Annotated in this window: 19 protein-coding genes; 14 read left to right on the top strand and 5 right to left on the bottom strand. The window is 58.4% G+C overall.

Translation table 11 applies throughout. The annotated features are described in order from the left end of the window. Window positions 1–98 precede the first annotated feature (98 nt). Complete coding sequence (locus tag F4X57_02675) at window positions 99–293, top strand: CDGSH iron-sulfur domain-containing protein (protein MYC06074.1); 195 nt, start codon at window positions 99–101, stop codon at window positions 291–293. A 141-nt stretch (window positions 294–434) separates the two neighbouring features. Beyond that, the gene (locus F4X57_02670; GenBank protein ID MYC06073.1) at window positions 435–2171 is read left to right on the top strand and encodes an NAD(P)/FAD-dependent oxidoreductase; all 1737 of its coding nucleotides are present in this window, start codon (window positions 435–437) and stop codon (window positions 2169–2171) included. Between the two features lie 81 nt (window positions 2172–2252). Here F4X57_02670 and F4X57_02665 read toward each other — a convergent pair whose 3' ends face one another. The 3 genes from F4X57_02665 to F4X57_02655 are packed head-to-tail and all read right to left on the bottom strand — an operon-like array spanning window position 2253 to window position 3886. Then, a complete protein-coding gene (locus F4X57_02665) occupies window positions 2253–2756 on the bottom strand; it encodes a cytochrome c maturation protein CcmE (protein ID MYC06072.1) in 504 nt (167 codons plus the stop codon). Window positions 2757–2816: 60 nt separating this feature from the next. Continuing rightward, complete coding sequence (locus F4X57_02660) at window positions 2817–3140, bottom strand: CcmD family protein (protein MYC06071.1); 324 nt, start codon at window positions 3138–3140, stop codon at window positions 2817–2819. 17 nt (window positions 3141–3157) lie between these two features. Continuing rightward, the gene (locus F4X57_02655; protein ID MYC06070.1) at window positions 3158–3886 is read right to left on the bottom strand and encodes a cytochrome C assembly protein; all 729 of its coding nucleotides are present in this window, start codon (window positions 3884–3886) and stop codon (window positions 3158–3160) included. Between the two features lie 310 nt (window positions 3887–4196). On the opposite strand from F4X57_02655, the gene F4X57_02650 reads away from it, so the two are divergent. The 6 genes from F4X57_02650 (at window position 4197) to F4X57_02625 (ending at window position 9526) form a co-directional block, all read left to right on the top strand. Next, complete coding sequence (locus F4X57_02650; GenBank protein ID MYC06069.1) at window positions 4197–5018, top strand: class I SAM-dependent methyltransferase; 822 nt, start codon at window positions 4197–4199, stop codon at window positions 5016–5018. Window positions 5019–5100: 82 nt separating this feature from the next. Further along, window positions 5101–6033: an ornithine cyclodeaminase family protein gene (locus tag F4X57_02645; GenBank protein MYC06068.1), complete on the top strand. Its 933-nt coding sequence runs from the start codon at window positions 5101–5103 to the stop codon at window positions 6031–6033. Window positions 6034–6068: 35 nt separating this feature from the next. Continuing rightward, complete coding sequence (gene purB / locus F4X57_02640) at window positions 6069–7445, top strand: adenylosuccinate lyase (GenBank protein ID MYC06067.1); 1377 nt, start codon at window positions 6069–6071, stop codon at window positions 7443–7445. After that, window positions 7432–8040 carry a DUF402 domain-containing protein gene (locus F4X57_02635; protein ID MYC06066.1) on the top strand — a complete coding sequence of 203 codons (609 nt, stop codon included), beginning with the start codon at window positions 7432–7434 and terminating at the stop codon, window positions 8038–8040. Before purB ends, F4X57_02635 begins: the two co-directional genes overlap by 14 nt. A gap of 253 nt (window positions 8041–8293) precedes the next feature. Beyond that, window positions 8294–8593: a putative toxin-antitoxin system toxin component, PIN family gene (locus tag F4X57_02630; protein MYC06065.1), complete on the top strand. Its 300-nt coding sequence runs from the start codon at window positions 8294–8296 to the stop codon at window positions 8591–8593. A 189-nt stretch (window positions 8594–8782) separates the two neighbouring features. Continuing rightward, complete coding sequence (locus F4X57_02625) at window positions 8783–9526, top strand: hypothetical protein (GenBank protein MYC06064.1); 744 nt, start codon at window positions 8783–8785, stop codon at window positions 9524–9526. Window positions 9527–9584: 58 nt separating this feature from the next. On the opposite strand, the gene F4X57_02620 is transcribed toward F4X57_02625, so the two are convergent. Both F4X57_02620 and F4X57_02615 read right to left on the bottom strand, forming a co-directional pair. Continuing rightward, a complete protein-coding gene (locus F4X57_02620) occupies window positions 9585–10001 on the bottom strand; it encodes a PPOX class F420-dependent oxidoreductase (GenBank protein MYC06063.1) in 417 nt (138 codons plus the stop codon). A gap of 107 nt (window positions 10002–10108) precedes the next feature. Then, a complete protein-coding gene (locus F4X57_02615; protein MYC06062.1) occupies window positions 10109–10612 on the bottom strand; it encodes a GNAT family N-acetyltransferase in 504 nt (167 codons plus the stop codon). A gap of 52 nt (window positions 10613–10664) precedes the next feature. On the opposite strand from F4X57_02615, the gene F4X57_02610 reads away from it, so the two are divergent. From F4X57_02610 to F4X57_02585, 6 genes are all read left to right on the top strand, one after another. Then, complete coding sequence (locus tag F4X57_02610; GenBank protein ID MYC06061.1) at window positions 10665–10997, top strand: cupin domain-containing protein; 333 nt, start codon at window positions 10665–10667, stop codon at window positions 10995–10997. A 173-nt stretch (window positions 10998–11170) separates the two neighbouring features. After that, window positions 11171–11881 carry a 3-oxoacid CoA-transferase subunit A gene (locus F4X57_02605; protein ID MYC06060.1) on the top strand — a complete coding sequence of 237 codons (711 nt, stop codon included), beginning with the start codon at window positions 11171–11173 and terminating at the stop codon, window positions 11879–11881. 20 nt (window positions 11882–11901) lie between these two features. Next, window positions 11902–12153, top strand: coding sequence for a hypothetical protein (locus F4X57_02600; protein MYC06059.1), 252 nt, complete (start codon window positions 11902–11904; stop codon window positions 12151–12153). Between the two features lie 62 nt (window positions 12154–12215). Further along, the gene (locus F4X57_02595) at window positions 12216–13127 is read left to right on the top strand and encodes a fumarylacetoacetate hydrolase family protein (protein MYC06058.1); all 912 of its coding nucleotides are present in this window, start codon (window positions 12216–12218) and stop codon (window positions 13125–13127) included. A 39-nt stretch (window positions 13128–13166) separates the two neighbouring features. Further along, entirely contained in the window at window positions 13167–13520 is a 354-nt protein-coding gene (locus F4X57_02590) for a hypothetical protein (GenBank protein MYC06057.1), read from the top strand. A gap of 64 nt (window positions 13521–13584) precedes the next feature. Beyond that, complete coding sequence (locus tag F4X57_02585) at window positions 13585–13854, top strand: DUF1640 domain-containing protein (GenBank protein ID MYC06056.1); 270 nt, start codon at window positions 13585–13587, stop codon at window positions 13852–13854. The last annotated feature ends 336 nt before the right edge of the window (window positions 13855–14190 follow it).

Genomic DNA, 14190 nt, shown 5'->3' with positions numbered 1-14190 from the left:
GCATCATCCGGCTATTGGGGAAAAGCCTTCCAATTTGGGAAATGGAAGGTTCGGTTATTGGCATGTAGTGCAAACGAGAAAGGTACAAGGAGGGTACAATGGCAGACACGACGGTTACTACGCGGAAGAATGGTCCCTACATGGTGCAGGGCGGCATCAAGATTGTGGACGCGGACGGCAACGAGGTCGCGATTGACGGCGACAGCGACATGGTTTTCTTGTGCCGCTGCGGCGAGTCCGCGAACAAGCCCTTCTGCGACGGCCAGCACCGGAAGGTAGGTTTCGAGGCATAGCCCGCGGAGTTATGCCTTTGGTATTGCGAGAGGGCTTGGCGAGCGTATGTATAACGACATTGCCAAGCCCTCTTTCATCGCCCGAGAAATCGAAGAATGCAAGCCATTTGCGAAATCGTTTGGAATAAGTGAGGCGGCTGAATGTCGGCTGGCAATCCTGTAATAGTCATCGGCGGCGGACCGGCGGGCGCTTGCGTCAGCACGCTGCTCGCGCGCATGGGCTTTCCGGTCGTGCTGCTGGAACGCGAGCGCTTTCCCCGAGCGCATGTTGGTGAGTCGCTGCTGCCCGGCAGCATCCCCATATTGGAAAGCCTCGGCGTGATGGATGAAGTTCGCAAAGCGCGTTTCACCGTTAAGCCCGGCGCGACGATGATCTGGGGCACGGAACGCGAGCCATGGAGTTGGCGCTTCAGCGAGACGCACGCCAGCAATCCGCATGCGTATCAGGTCTGGCGTCCCGAATTCGACGCCATATTGCTAAACAACGCACGGCGCTCCGGCGTCGATGTGCGAGAAGGCTGGCAAGTTGCGCGCGTCCTCTTCGACAATGACGGCGCCGCCGCCGCCGTCCGCTGCCGCCCGATGGATAACGCATCGTCACACGGCGCATCCGCCGGCGCATCATCCATGGATAGAGCCGCGGATAGAGCGACGGCAAGAGAATTATCGCCGGACGACCTATCGCCGACAGACGGCGTAAAAGCGGGCGCATTTCCGACGGAAGTCGAGCTACAAGCGCGCTTTGTCGTTGACGCGAGCGGGCAGAGCGGCGTGTTATCGAGACAGTTGGGGCTGCGCGAGTGGGACGACTTCTTCCGCAATCTCGCGGTGTACGGCTATTACAAGGGCGGCGCGCGCCTGCCATCGCCGGACGCGGGCAATATCCTCATCGAATCGCAGGCGGACGGCTGGCTATGGCACATCCCCTTGCGCGACGGATGGGCGAGCGTCGGCGCGGTCGTGGACGCGGAAGTGGGTCAGCGCGGCATCCGCGAGCAGGGCACGGTGCGTTTTCTGCAATCGCAAATAGCCGCCGCGCCATACCTCGCAAATATGCTGGAATCCGCAGAGTTGGCGACCGAGCCGGAGGTCGTACGCGACTGGTCGTACCGCTGCCGATCGCTGCACGGTCGCGGGTACATACTGGTAGGAGACGCGGGCTGCTTCATCGACCCGCTGTTTTCGTCGGGCGTGCATCTTGCGCTGACATACGCCGCGCTCGCCGCCGTCGTGGTCGCGTCCGCGCTCGAAGACCCAACGATTGCAAGCCCCGCCGCGCAGATGTACGAGCAGATGTATTACCGAGAGTACGGGCATTTTCGCGAGCTTGCGCGGCTGTTCTACTCCAGCAACCGCACGGCGGATTCGTACTTCTGGGAGGCGCGCCGTCTGCTCGACGACGACCCCGCATTGACTCCGCGACAGTCGTTCATCCAGCTCGTCGCCGGGCAGCCATCGCGCGGTTACGAGCGTGTCGCATTGTCTAAAGGAATGCTGCCACCGGCGTTCGGCAACAGTGTCGCCGCAGTCGAATCAGAACGCCGCCGCCGCGCACAAGGCTTGCCGCAAAACGTGCCACTGCAACTCGCGGCGGGCGCACGCCTGCAACGACAGCCCGTGCTAGAAGACGACAGATTCGTCTGGGGAGTAGGCTTAGTAACGGACGCGCATTCCGAAGGCATCCCCTGCAGCGCACTAGTCTCGCAATTGCTAAGCCGCCTAGACGGACAAGCCACCGCATCCGAAGCCATAGCATCCCTCTGCTCCTCCATCCCGCCGGAAATGGCGACACAAGCCGAGCAAGCCGCCATGCAAGCGCTTGAGTTGCTGTATGTGGACGGCGCGATTACGCCCTCGCTCGGAAATACGGAAGGCTAGGATGATAACTCAAAAGTGCTTTGATCCGGGCAAGTGTCGGTGTCTAGCAGTGGAATAGGGGACGGTGAATAGAATGCGTCCCTACGCCGCCGGCTTTTCGTAATCGCTGTAGTCGCCGGTGGACTCGTCGCCGGCTTCGATGTACTTAGAAGGGCATTTTACCAGCACGTTTTGGCTGTGGAAGATGCCGTCCGTGCCGTATTGCCCTTCGAGGATTATCTCGGAGTGGGGGTTGAAGAAGAGGTCAGGCAGCACGCCTTCGTAGTTCGCGGCGATGATTAGCGCGCCGTCTTGCGCGTCCGTATCAGTCAGCCGGAAATGCGCTATCGTAGAGCCGTCCTGGCGCACAAACGAATCCTCGACGAGACTACCGCTCACACGCACCAGCTTGCCGTCGGGCGTTGGCCCCATCTCCGCGAGTTCGCTGACCGTGTAGGAATACACCGTCGCGCTCTGGAACGCGATGAAGCCTAGGTAGCCGAGCGCGCCTATCAGCACTATCGCCGCGGCGATGAACTTGCCCTTGGACGCGAACAATCCACCTTCGGCTTGTTCCAATTCAGGTTGTATGGTGTCTTCTGTCATATTGTTCCGCTTGTCTTACAGTGCCAAAACCCGGCGCGTTGCAGTACGCCCTACGCACCCTCAATCTTCCTTGGCTTCTAGGGCGCGCTTGAGTGTTTCGATTTCGCGCTGCATCTCGCGCTGACGGCGAGACATCACGAAGACATACCCGAAGAACGCCGCCCAAGTGATTGCGTACACGGCGAACAGCCACGGCAATTCCGCCTCGCCTCGCCGCTGCTGCGCCGGTATGTCCGTCGTTGTGTCGAGCGTTATGGCGTCGGCTGACGTGCCGCTGTCGTAGGCGAGCGCGGCAGCGCCGGGTATCGCGGCTGTGGTCAGAATTATCAGGGCTGCTGCGGCTATGATGACGCTTCGCAAGGTATTTCTCCGGAGCATTAACATCTTTAGGACAAGGATATTCAGGATAGGCGTGACGCGAACGCTTGGTGCAGGCCGTCGAGCGCGGATTCGGAGCGGCGCAGATGGAATCGTTCGACCAGCAGGTGTATGTACAAGACCGTGAACGCAAGCACCGACACCAGCAGCGTCAGGTAGATTTTGCCAGACTCGATAGCATCCCTTTCAGCGGCGGCGGGACCTACATTCAATTCCGGGTGCGCTGAACTCCACCACACGGTCGCGAAGTAGATTATGGGCGCGTCGATAGCGCCGAAGAGTGCGATGACCGATGAGAACCGCGCAGACTGCGACCCTTTCGGGGCATAAGCGCGCACCATCAGGTAGCCGATGTATATGAACCACAACACCAGCGTCGTGGTCAGCTTGGCGTCCCATGTCCACCACCAGCCGAGGTCGCCGCGCGCCCAGATGACGCCCGTTACTAGGATGAGGCTCGCGAATATGACGCCTATCTCCGCCGTAGTGTACGCGAGATCATCCCACCACTGCCTGCCGGTTACCAGATGCGTGATGCTCGCCACCGCGACCACGATAATGGACAACATGCCAAGCCATCCCAGCGGCACATGGAAGTAGAAGATGCGCTGTGATACGCCGAGATTCACCTCGGTCGGCACCCAGAGGAAGACCATGTAGAGCGTTACGAGCATCAGCGCTGCGCTCGCTGCGAGAAGTCCGTTGCGTACTATCATGTTGTAAAATATATCACAAAGTCGTGTGCCTGTCATAGCAAGAGACGATTTCACAAATCCCTAATGTCTTCATTCCGCATTACTTTTATGTCATTCCGAACGCAGTGAGGAATCTTAAGCTTGTCCCTGCGAAGGCAGGGATCGTTAAATGCAGCCTGTTCCCAACTTTAGATTTCTCGCGTTGCTCGAAATGACAAGGATAAACCCCGTTTGTGAAATCGTCTTCATAGCAGCTAACATCGGTTCGATCTACGGGACAGGCAGGATGAACAGGCTAATTCCTTTTGCGCATAATTTCCGTTATAATTGCGCTGCGTAGTGGAGCGCCAGAATCAGGAGGAGCGCCATGACAACCCAAGACTATTCGTTCAGCAAGTTTTCCCAAAACTCCTTCTATGAAGGGCTAAATGCCCATTTGGTGGACATGGCGGACCTTAGCAGAGACAAACGCATCGTTGACCTCGCCTGTGGCACGGGCGGCGTAACGAGCCTTATCGTCGGACGATTGAACAACGCCCGCGATTCCGTGGTCATCGCAGTTGACCATTCCGCCGGCGCGCTCAAACAGGCGATGGAGAACCTGAGGGGCAGAGGAGACTCTGTCATCCAGTTCGTCCACAGTCAGGTTGAAGGACTGTCCGAATCGCTCAATAGGGAATCGGTGGACACGGTCGTGTTCTGCAACGCCATACACTACATCCCGGACAAGGACGCGCTGCTCGAAGACATAACGAGGTCGCTGAACCCCGGCGGCAAGTTCGCCTTCAACACATCGTTCTACGAAGGCAGCCATCCGCCCGAAAGCCTCGAATACTATCGCAAGTGGATGTTCAAGTCTATCCGCACGCTGCGGCGCGAATACGGCTTGAAGCCCACGCGCGCCGAGAAGGTCGAATCCCGCAAGCAGTTAACGGTGGATCAGTACCGAGAGCTGCTGGAAAAGCACGGCATGACAATCGTGAAGCAGGACATCGAGACGGTGCAGGTGCCGATCGAGGGCTGGCTGGACATCAGCGGCTTCCAGGATTTCATCGAAGGGACGCTGCCCGGCGTGCCGCTGAAAGAAGCGAGCGCCGCGCTGCAATCCGGCGTGCGCCAAACCTTCGAAGAGATGAACATCACGCATGTCCCCCGAAGCTGGCTCGGCATCATCGCGGTGCGAAGTTAATCCCCAGAAACTTACAAGGCTTATCATTGCCTACAGGGATTGACAGGATAAGCAACCTCAAGCAAATGACTGGCAATTCTCTATGTCTCCTCTGTGGATAACGGATGCCGATGTCAGACGCCTGCTGAGCGTGGAGGAAGCGATTCCTTTGGTGGAGGCGGTGCTGCGGCAGCAGGCGGTAGGCGCGGCGACGAACATACCGCGCGGACACACCGTCGCCGGGCCGGGCGTGATGCTCGCACACATGTCGGCGGCGCTGCACGAACAGGGCGTCTTCGGCTTCAAGGTATATTCCATCGTCGGCGGCGAATACCGCTTCTTCGTGTTGCTGTATGGCATGCAGACCGGCGACCTGCTCGCGGTCATAGAAGCGTCGTCGCTCGGGCGGCTGCGAACGGGCGCGGCGTCCGGTGTCAGCGTGATGCACATGGCGCGCGAGAACTCCGCTGAAATCGGCATACTAGGCAGCGGCTTTCAGGCGGACGCGCAGCTTGAGGCAATATGCAGCGTGCGTACCATTGAGCGCGTGCGCGTCTTCAGCCGCAACCCCACGAACCGCAGCGATTTCGCGCGACGAATGACGAACACGCTCGGCATCGAAGTGCAGGCGGCGGACAATCCCCGCGATGTCGTGGAACGCGCGGACATTCTCGTTACGATTACGAACTCTCCTACGCCCGTGTTCAGCGGCGAATGGCTGTGTCCTGGAACGCACATCTGCGCGGTCGGCGGCGCAAACGAGTATGTAACCGAGCTGGACGACGCCACGATTAGCCGTGCGGACATCATCGCCGTGGACAGCATCGCGCAGGCGAAAATCGAATGCGGCGAGCTGATGATGCCCACATCGCGCGGCTTGTTGCTGTGGGAGCAGGTCAGCGAACTGCATCAGATAGTCGGCGGCATGAAGCCGGGCAGGCGCGGCGCAGACGATATCACGCTGTTCAAGTCGCTGGGCATGGCGATGTGGGATCTCGCGGCGGCGAAGGCGGTTTACGATAGATATATCAGTTGACATGATGAACAGGATGTAGAGGATACATGACGATGCTGGCGATTAGGGCGATTACGCCGTTGGACGGACGATACGCGACTCAGGTGAGCGGGCTTGCCGACCACCTGTCGGAGTGGGCGCTCATCAAGCGGCGCGTTGAAGTGGAAGTGGAATGGCTGCTGGAGATGGCGGCGTGCGCGGACATCGCGGATATGCGCGCGCTGACCGGCGCAGAGCAGAACTACCTGCGCGGGCTAGTGGCAGATTTCGATGACGATGCGGCGCAGCGCGTGAAGGCGATGGAGCGTACGACGAATCACGATGTCAAGGCGGTGGAGTACTACATCCGCGAGCGTCTGCAAGGCACTTCGCTGGAAGATGTTAGCGAGTGGGTGCACTTTTGCTGCACATCGGAGGACATCAACAACCTATCGCACGCGCTGATGGTCAAATCTGCGCTTGAAAACGAATGGCTGCCGCAGGCGCGCGCGCTGGTGGACAGTGTTGCTGCGCTTGCTGAGTCCACGGCGGATACCTCGATGCTGGCATATACTCACGGGCAGGCGGCATCCCCAACCACGCTCGGCAAGGAGCTCGCGGTGTTCGTGTATCGCTGGCGGCGGCAGATGCGGCAGATGGAATGCGCCGAGTATCTCGGCAAGTTCAACGGTGCGGTGGGCGGCTACAACGCGCACGCCATTGCGTATCCGGACGCCGATTGGCAGGACATATCGCGCCGCTTCGTAGAGCGCTTGGGCTTGACGCACAACCCGCTGACCACGCAGATTGAGCCGCATGACTACATTTCTGAGATATTCCACGCGCTAATTCGCTTCAACACAATCACGCTGGACTTCGACCGCGACATGTGGTCGTACATATCGCTGGGCGTGTTCAGGCAGCGCGCGGTAGAAGGCGAAGTCGGCTCATCGACAATGCCGCACAAAGTCAACCCCATCAACTTCGAGAACTCGGAGGCGAATCTCGGCATCAGCAACGCGCTGTTGGAGCATCTGGCGACTAAGCTGCCCGTATCGCGGCTACAGCGAGACCTGACCGATTCGTCAGCGCTGCGGAACTTGGGACCCGCCATCGGACACAGCCTAGTTGGCTTGAAATCGGCGCAGCGCGGCTTGCGTCAAGTAGGCGTGGACGAGCACCTGCTTGCCGCCGAACTGGACGATGCGTGGGAAGTGCTGGCAGAGGCGGTGCAAACCGTAATGCGCAAACAAGGCGGCGAGGACGCATACGAATTGCTGAAGGGGTTTACGCGGGGGCAGCGTGTAACGGAAGCCGATATGCGCCATTTCGTCAAAGGGCTGGAACTGCCGTCCGACGACAAGAAGCGGCTGATGGCGCTGACGCCGGCGGGCTATACGGGGATTGCGGCGGAGCTGGTGGCGCGGATGGGCGGACTGGATGAATCCAATTAGCAGATGGATTCCCGGCGACCGGATAGTAATGCGAAGTGTCTGGGGTGACAGGATTCAGGCGGCGTGGCCAGTGACGGTGGTATGCGATACAACGGAAGCCCTTGTGCTCTATCTGGCTGCGGGCACAGTTTATAAAATGCGGACATACACATCCGAAGGTCGGCTGCCTATTGGCGAGTGGAATCATCTTGAGCGTGAATGGACAGCCGACATGCTCCGTATCATGCTCCCGGGCGATCAGCATGCCTATCTAGCATTTTGGGATCAAGAACTTCGGTTCAGTCGATGGTATGTCAATCTTGAGCGTGAATACATTCGGACAGACATGGGTATCGATTTCATCGATCATTTCTTGGACATCGTTATCGAGGCGGACTTGAAGACTTGGCGGTGGAAGGACGAGGCAGAACTCAGCCGAGCCGTATCGCTCAACCTTGTTTCTCGAAAACAGGCGGAGGAAATTAGAGCGGAGGGATGTTTGGCTTTGAGCAGACGGGATGCCGGAATACCTCCATTCGGGCAAGGTTGGGAATGTTGGACTCCCAATTCTGAGTGGTCTGTTCCTACGTTACCACTGGATTGGTGGGATTTGTAAGGAATGGGAAGGAGAATTAGCTATGAAGAAGACAATAACCATCACCGTGCCGGATGAGTTTGTTGCGGAAGTCCAAGCGCGAGGTGTCGTTGTATTTGAAGAGGATGTCCTAAATAGCATCTCGTGAGGATAGTATTCGACACCAACTATCTGATTTCTGCATTCATCAGCTGTGATTGTATGTGCGGGCAGCAACGCAATTCAATTGCTTAGAAACAAACAGATACAGTAGTCCTTTCAGAGTTTGTATTGACTGAATGAGTTCTGGCGAGTACTCATTCGAAAGTTTAGAGTTAGAGCCGAAGCGATTCCTAATGTCATTCAGTCTATACTCCCCGATGTGGAAATCGTCGAACCCGCTACTTTCCCCGCGCAAATTTGCCGCGACCCTGACGACGATGCGATTCTCGGCACTGCGGTCGCTGGCAATGCCGACTGCATTGTGACCGGTGACAGCGACCTGCTTGTGCTCGAACGCCTAGTCTGCGCCGGCGTTGCTATTGACATCATCACTCCTGTGGACTTCCCACGCTATGAAGAAAAGCGTTTGTAGCGCAAAAGTGCGTGCTTGGCGCAAACGCATACTGTGAACCATGTCTGTGAAATATGTTATGATTGCGCCGCGCAAGTCATGCTCCCATTCTAACTTTCCCACATTAAGCCCACATAATGGGAAGGGACTCCTGAATGCCAATTCATCCATCCAATCCCAACGAAATGCTAGGTCGGAAATAGTGAGCGCATGAGCCATATAGTCCCCTTAACTAGGGCGCGAGCCGTGTTGCTGGCTGCCGTTGCGCTGGCGGTCTTTTTGCTTTTAGCGGCGCTGACTAGCGATGCCTCCCACGCGTTCGGCTGGCCCAAGGACTTCGATGGCAGCGGCTCTGGCAATTCGGTCATTACGAATGCGGACGAATGCGACTCAACGGGCAGGTGCAAGATCGAGCTTGTCGGCGAATTTGACGCGGGCGAGATGGGCGTAGGCACACTTCAGTTTCGCTTTACCGAAGACTGGTCGGATGTTACCGGAGAGCGCGGCTCTTGCAGCGTTCCCGTCGAAGGCTCGAACAGCTTCACATGGGAGACGCCGGACGGCGATGGGCTGGTGATGGTGCAGACTCTCGGATTCGCATGCCCGTCGGACAACGGTGAGTTCTGGCAGTGGAAGCGATGGCTGCGTGTCGTAGAAGGCACGGGCAAGTTCGACGGCGTGCAGGGTACGGTGTTTGTCTCCGGCAGCCGCATTGTGGCGACCGGCGAAGATACGCTGACATTCGACGGCAGTCTCACATTCCCGCGAGAAGAGCGCGACGGCTGCTTCAGGGCATACTTCATCGGCGACATAATCGTGATACCGCCGCGCGATATGCCGCCGCCGGGGCAGCCTAGTCTCAAGCTCTGGCTATGCGCGGACGATGTGCGACTGCAGGGACCACACCCGCGCGAGGGCTACGAGATTTTTAATCCGTTGGAGCCGACGGGATAATGCGCATGGCGTAATGAGTTTACGGTGCGCCGGGTGATTTCGCCGCTGCCGTTACACGCTATAGCGCCGTGCCGTAGATGCGATCAGGCACGACCACGACCACGGCGCGCTTGTCTTCGACCATTGCGCGATCGTATTCCTCCCAGTCCGGGTGCTCGCCGGATATGGAGCGATACACTTCGCGGAACGCCTGCCGCAGTTCTCCGGCATCCGTGTTGTCCGCGGACAGGATGCGCGCCGTGCCTTCCAGCACCACGAATCCCCACCAGCTGTCCTGCGACACCAGCAGCGAACATCGCGAATCGCGCCGCAGATTGAGCAGCTTTGCGCGATCCTCCGTCGTGGTGAACGCCGCGCCGTCGCCGTATGCGCCCACGACGACGATGCTCAGCTGCGCCGCACCGTTGCGCCGGAACGTGCTGAGCACGGCCTTGTCATTTTTAGCGATAAAGTCCCTAACATTTTCTGGCAGCATCTTCTGTCCTCACAAATGCAGTGGCGGCGTGTGTAATGCGCCGCCTTGTCCAATCGTTCTTCCGCTTATGTTATTCACGCCGTCCAAGCGCCCCATACCCTTCACGACTAGAAGACAATCTCGTACATGTCGTAATGCGAGTGGCTCATGCCGAGCGCGCCGTAGGTTTGCTGCGCCACAGTGTTCGTGCGTTCGACATACAGGCGAATGCCGCAAATATCGTCGCGCCCATCGGTCATTGCGAGAATGTGCTCGTACAGCGTGCGATAGATGCCCTTGCGCCGCCAAGCCGCATCGACATACACACTCTGAATCCACCACCAAGTCGCCGCGCTCCAATCGCTCCACTCGTATGTGATGAGCAGACTGCCCACGACCTTGCCCGTATCGTCATTATCGTCTGAATCGCCGCCCGCATCCCCGTCCGCTTCATCCGCGACAGCGACGATGTAAAAGCCCTTCAACGGGTCGTCGAACACCGCCGTAACGCCGAGCCGTATGGTGTCGGCGTCGAGCGTTCTGCCTTCCGTTTCCATCGCCATCGCCTGCTGAAACCCGGCGATTCGGTTTATGTCCGCGCGAGTTGCGTCGCGCACGCTTATGTTCGTCATGCAATCTAGTTTATGATATGCGCGGCAAACTTGGAAGGGAGTATGGAAGTCAATGGACATATTTGAAATGGCAGACCTCATATCGGAGCAAGGCGAACTCGGCGAGCGCTACCTCGAATTCTTCACTGCGGACACGGACACACTGAGCCTCGGACTGTATGTGCTGCCTGCCGGTGACGACGACCCGCAGCAGCCGCACACTGAGGACGAAATCTACTATGTCGTCAGCGGCTCGGGCATGCTTCGCGTCGGAGACGAAGACAGGCAAGTGCGGGCGGGGATGGTCGTGTTCGTGGAAACGGCGGCGCCGCACAAGTTCCACTCCATCACGGAGACGCTGACGCTGTTGGTCGTCTTCGCGCCGCCTCGTCGCTCAAGGGCGTAGGCGAATTAGCATCGATGGGCGGGATGGGGATGGACAGGTTGGGTAGGATGGTGATTGATTCGTCCCGCCGCCCAAGCCGCCGCGCTTGTCAAGCATGGTAGAATCCGCCATGTTAGAATCGGCAGTAGGCGGCAGCATAAGGGCGGAATAACCATTTTGGGGCAGTTGAGCGTATGGCGATAAATAAAGTTGTGGCGTCCTTCGACGATGCGGTTGCGGATATTCCCGACGGCGCGACTCTGATGATAGACGGCTTCGCGGGACCGGGCGGTACGCCGCAAAATCTCATCCGCGCGCTGCGAGACCACGGCGCGCGCGATCTAACGATTATCAGCAACACGGCAGGGCTTGCGAGCGTCATCGGCTTCGGCACGATACCCGGCGACCGCCCGATAGACATCGGTATCCTCGTGGACAATGAGCAAATCAAGAAGGTCGTGGCGTCGTTCCCCGTGTCGCCGTCGCCATCGCGCCCGACATCGTATGAACGCGCGTACAGAGAAGGCAAGGTCGAGCTGGAACTCGTCCCCCAGGGGACGCTCGCGGAGCGCATACGCGCCGGCGGCGCCGGCATACCGGCGTTCTACACGCCCACAGCCGCCGGCACGCTGCTCGCCGAGGGCAAGGAGACGCGCGATTTCGACGGCAAGCCGCATGTGCTGGAACACGCGCTCAAGGCGGACTACGCGCTGCTGCGGGCGTACAAGGCAGACCCGCTTGGTAACATCGTTTATCGAGGCACATCACGCAACTTCAACGGCGTCATGGCGACCGCCGCGCGCACGACCATCATGGAAGTTGACGAAGTGGTGAATGTCGGCGACATAGACGGGCACGGCGTCCACACGCCCGCGATATATGTCAACCGTATCGTCAAGATATAAAGCCTAGAAGGGCTGACGCTATGGAACTCATAGTCACTATCCTGATCGTAGTCGTCATAGCGTTGGTGATTAGGAAATTCGCCACACCTTCCGACTACACGGACGCCAAGGGCAGGAATCGCTGCGGACGATGCAAGAAGATCGTGTATGGCGACGGGGAAAGCGCTCACAGCGCGGCTGAGAATGCTTTGAGCAGAGGCATGTATCTCCGCGCCTACTACAATAACCGATGCGGCTACTGGCATCTGACTTCCCAGCAGCCGCGATACTGACGGTTTTGCTCTTGGCTGATAAACTAGTTCAATGGAACATCTACTAACGAAGGGAGTTAAACATGAAACTGGTATTCTTCGACGACTTTAAGCTGGGCGCGCTCAAAGGCGACAGTGTAGTTGACCTATCGGACGCGGCGAGCCACATCCCGCATGTCCGCCCGCAGGACATCCTGTCAGGGCTGATAGCCGACTTCGACACGCACAAGCCGCACATCGAGCAGGCGCTCGCCAACAGCGACGGCGTGCCATTGGACAGCGTCCGCTTGCGCTCGCCCGCGCCGGGGCCTCTTAACATCATCTGTATGGCAGTGAACTACATGGAGAACGGCACGCGCTCTGAGCTTGCGCCTATAAACGCCTTCAACAAGTCGCCGAACGCAGTGATAGGCGACGGCGATACTATCCTACTGCCGGATGTGGGCGCAACGATATTCGAGCATGAGGCGGAGCTTGGGCTGGTCATCAGCAAGCCCGCGTGGCAGGTCAAGGCGGAAGACGCCTACGACTACATCTTCGGCTACATCAACTTCATCGACGTGTCCGCGCGCGGGATTCCGGCGTTCTACCAGATGAAATCACGCGAGACCTTCGCGCCGATGGGTCCGTATCTCGTGACCGCGGACGAAATCGCCGATCCGCAAAGTCTGCCCGTCAAGCTGTGGGTCAACGACCGTCTCTGCCAAGACTTCAACACCGACGACATGGCGCACAAGATCCCGCGCGTAATCGAGTGGGTAACATCCGTGCACTCGCTCGGACCGGGCGATGTGGTGGCGACCGGCACGAACCACTTCGGCCTGAGCGCGATACAAGACGGCGACACTATCGACATGGAAGTCGAGGGGCTGGGCAAGATGCACCTAAATGTGCGGGACGACCTGAAGCGCACCTGGGGTAGGGAGACGCGCCACGAGTGGGAGTCAGCCGGCAACGAAGGCACCACCCCGCAGCTGACGGGGAAGTATGCGTAGGCTCTGACTCCTATCGAATGCCAGAATGGAAGGGATGCTATGTCCAGAGAGCCGCAGCGTGATTGGCGTTCGGAAGTGGCAAGGTTAGATACCAGCGCCAGCCATGAGAACCTGAACACACAGGTAACGATATTCAGGTGGATTCTGCGCCTGATATTCCTTCCTTTCTGGCTGCCCTTCTACCTTTACGGAGTGGCGAAGCGGCGCAGGGCGATAAAAGAGTTCGTCTTGGAGCGCGCGAGGAACAGGTTTGTTGATGCCGCGCTAATCAGTGAAATCGCTCTCGCCTGGGCAGAGGCGCACCCGGATGACTATCCGTTGGGCGAGTATGACCCTGGTTTGGGCAAGCTCCGCAGCCGCTTCAGGCGTATCATCGAGAGCGATAGCCGTTAGCGCGCCGATTAGGAACCGCGCTCATCAATCGAGGTGGTAGAATGGGCAGAAGGGAGGAAAGATAATGGCTGTTTCCACTTTCGACACGCTGCGCATAGCCAATGCCCTAAAGGATGCGGGCTTCGATGATGAACAAGCTAAGGCAATCGTCGTCGCCATTCAGGATTCGCTCGGCGAAAATCTTGTAACCAAATCCGAGCATGCCGCTGGGCTATCCGACATGAAATTGGCGATAGCCGAGTTGCGCGCGGATATGCACCGTTCATTTTGGGTGTTGGGCGGCGGGTTGGTGATGATAATGGTCGCGCTGTTCACCCTGTTCGAATTGCTCTGACGGCGCCAAGCCTGCGGCGAAGCTACGATGAAAGGGACGACGTTATGGCAACCAGTTCCGTTTGACACGTTGCGCGCGGCGCAGGCGTTGCGAGACACCGGCTTCGACGAAAAGCAGTCAGAGGCGATAGTCGCCACTATCCAGCGGTCGCTCGGCGAGAATGTTGCAATCATCGCATTGATTGCTATAGCGTGAGGAAGTCCCGCGCAAAGATAAGCGCTCTTGCGCGGGGTCTTTCTTTGCGCGTTGCTCTGGCAAGACAGGCGGCGAGCGTATGTTGTGTCCGCCGCCTGTATGATTAAGGCGAGCTATTTCAGCTGCACTTTGTAGAGGGCG

Source organism: Chloroflexota bacterium (assembly GCA_009840355.1).
In the GTDB taxonomy this organism is placed as follows: domain Bacteria; phylum Chloroflexota; class Dehalococcoidia; order Lucifugimonadales; family JADFKI01; genus Bin90.
This window is presented reverse-complemented; position numbering and strand designations above follow the sequence as displayed.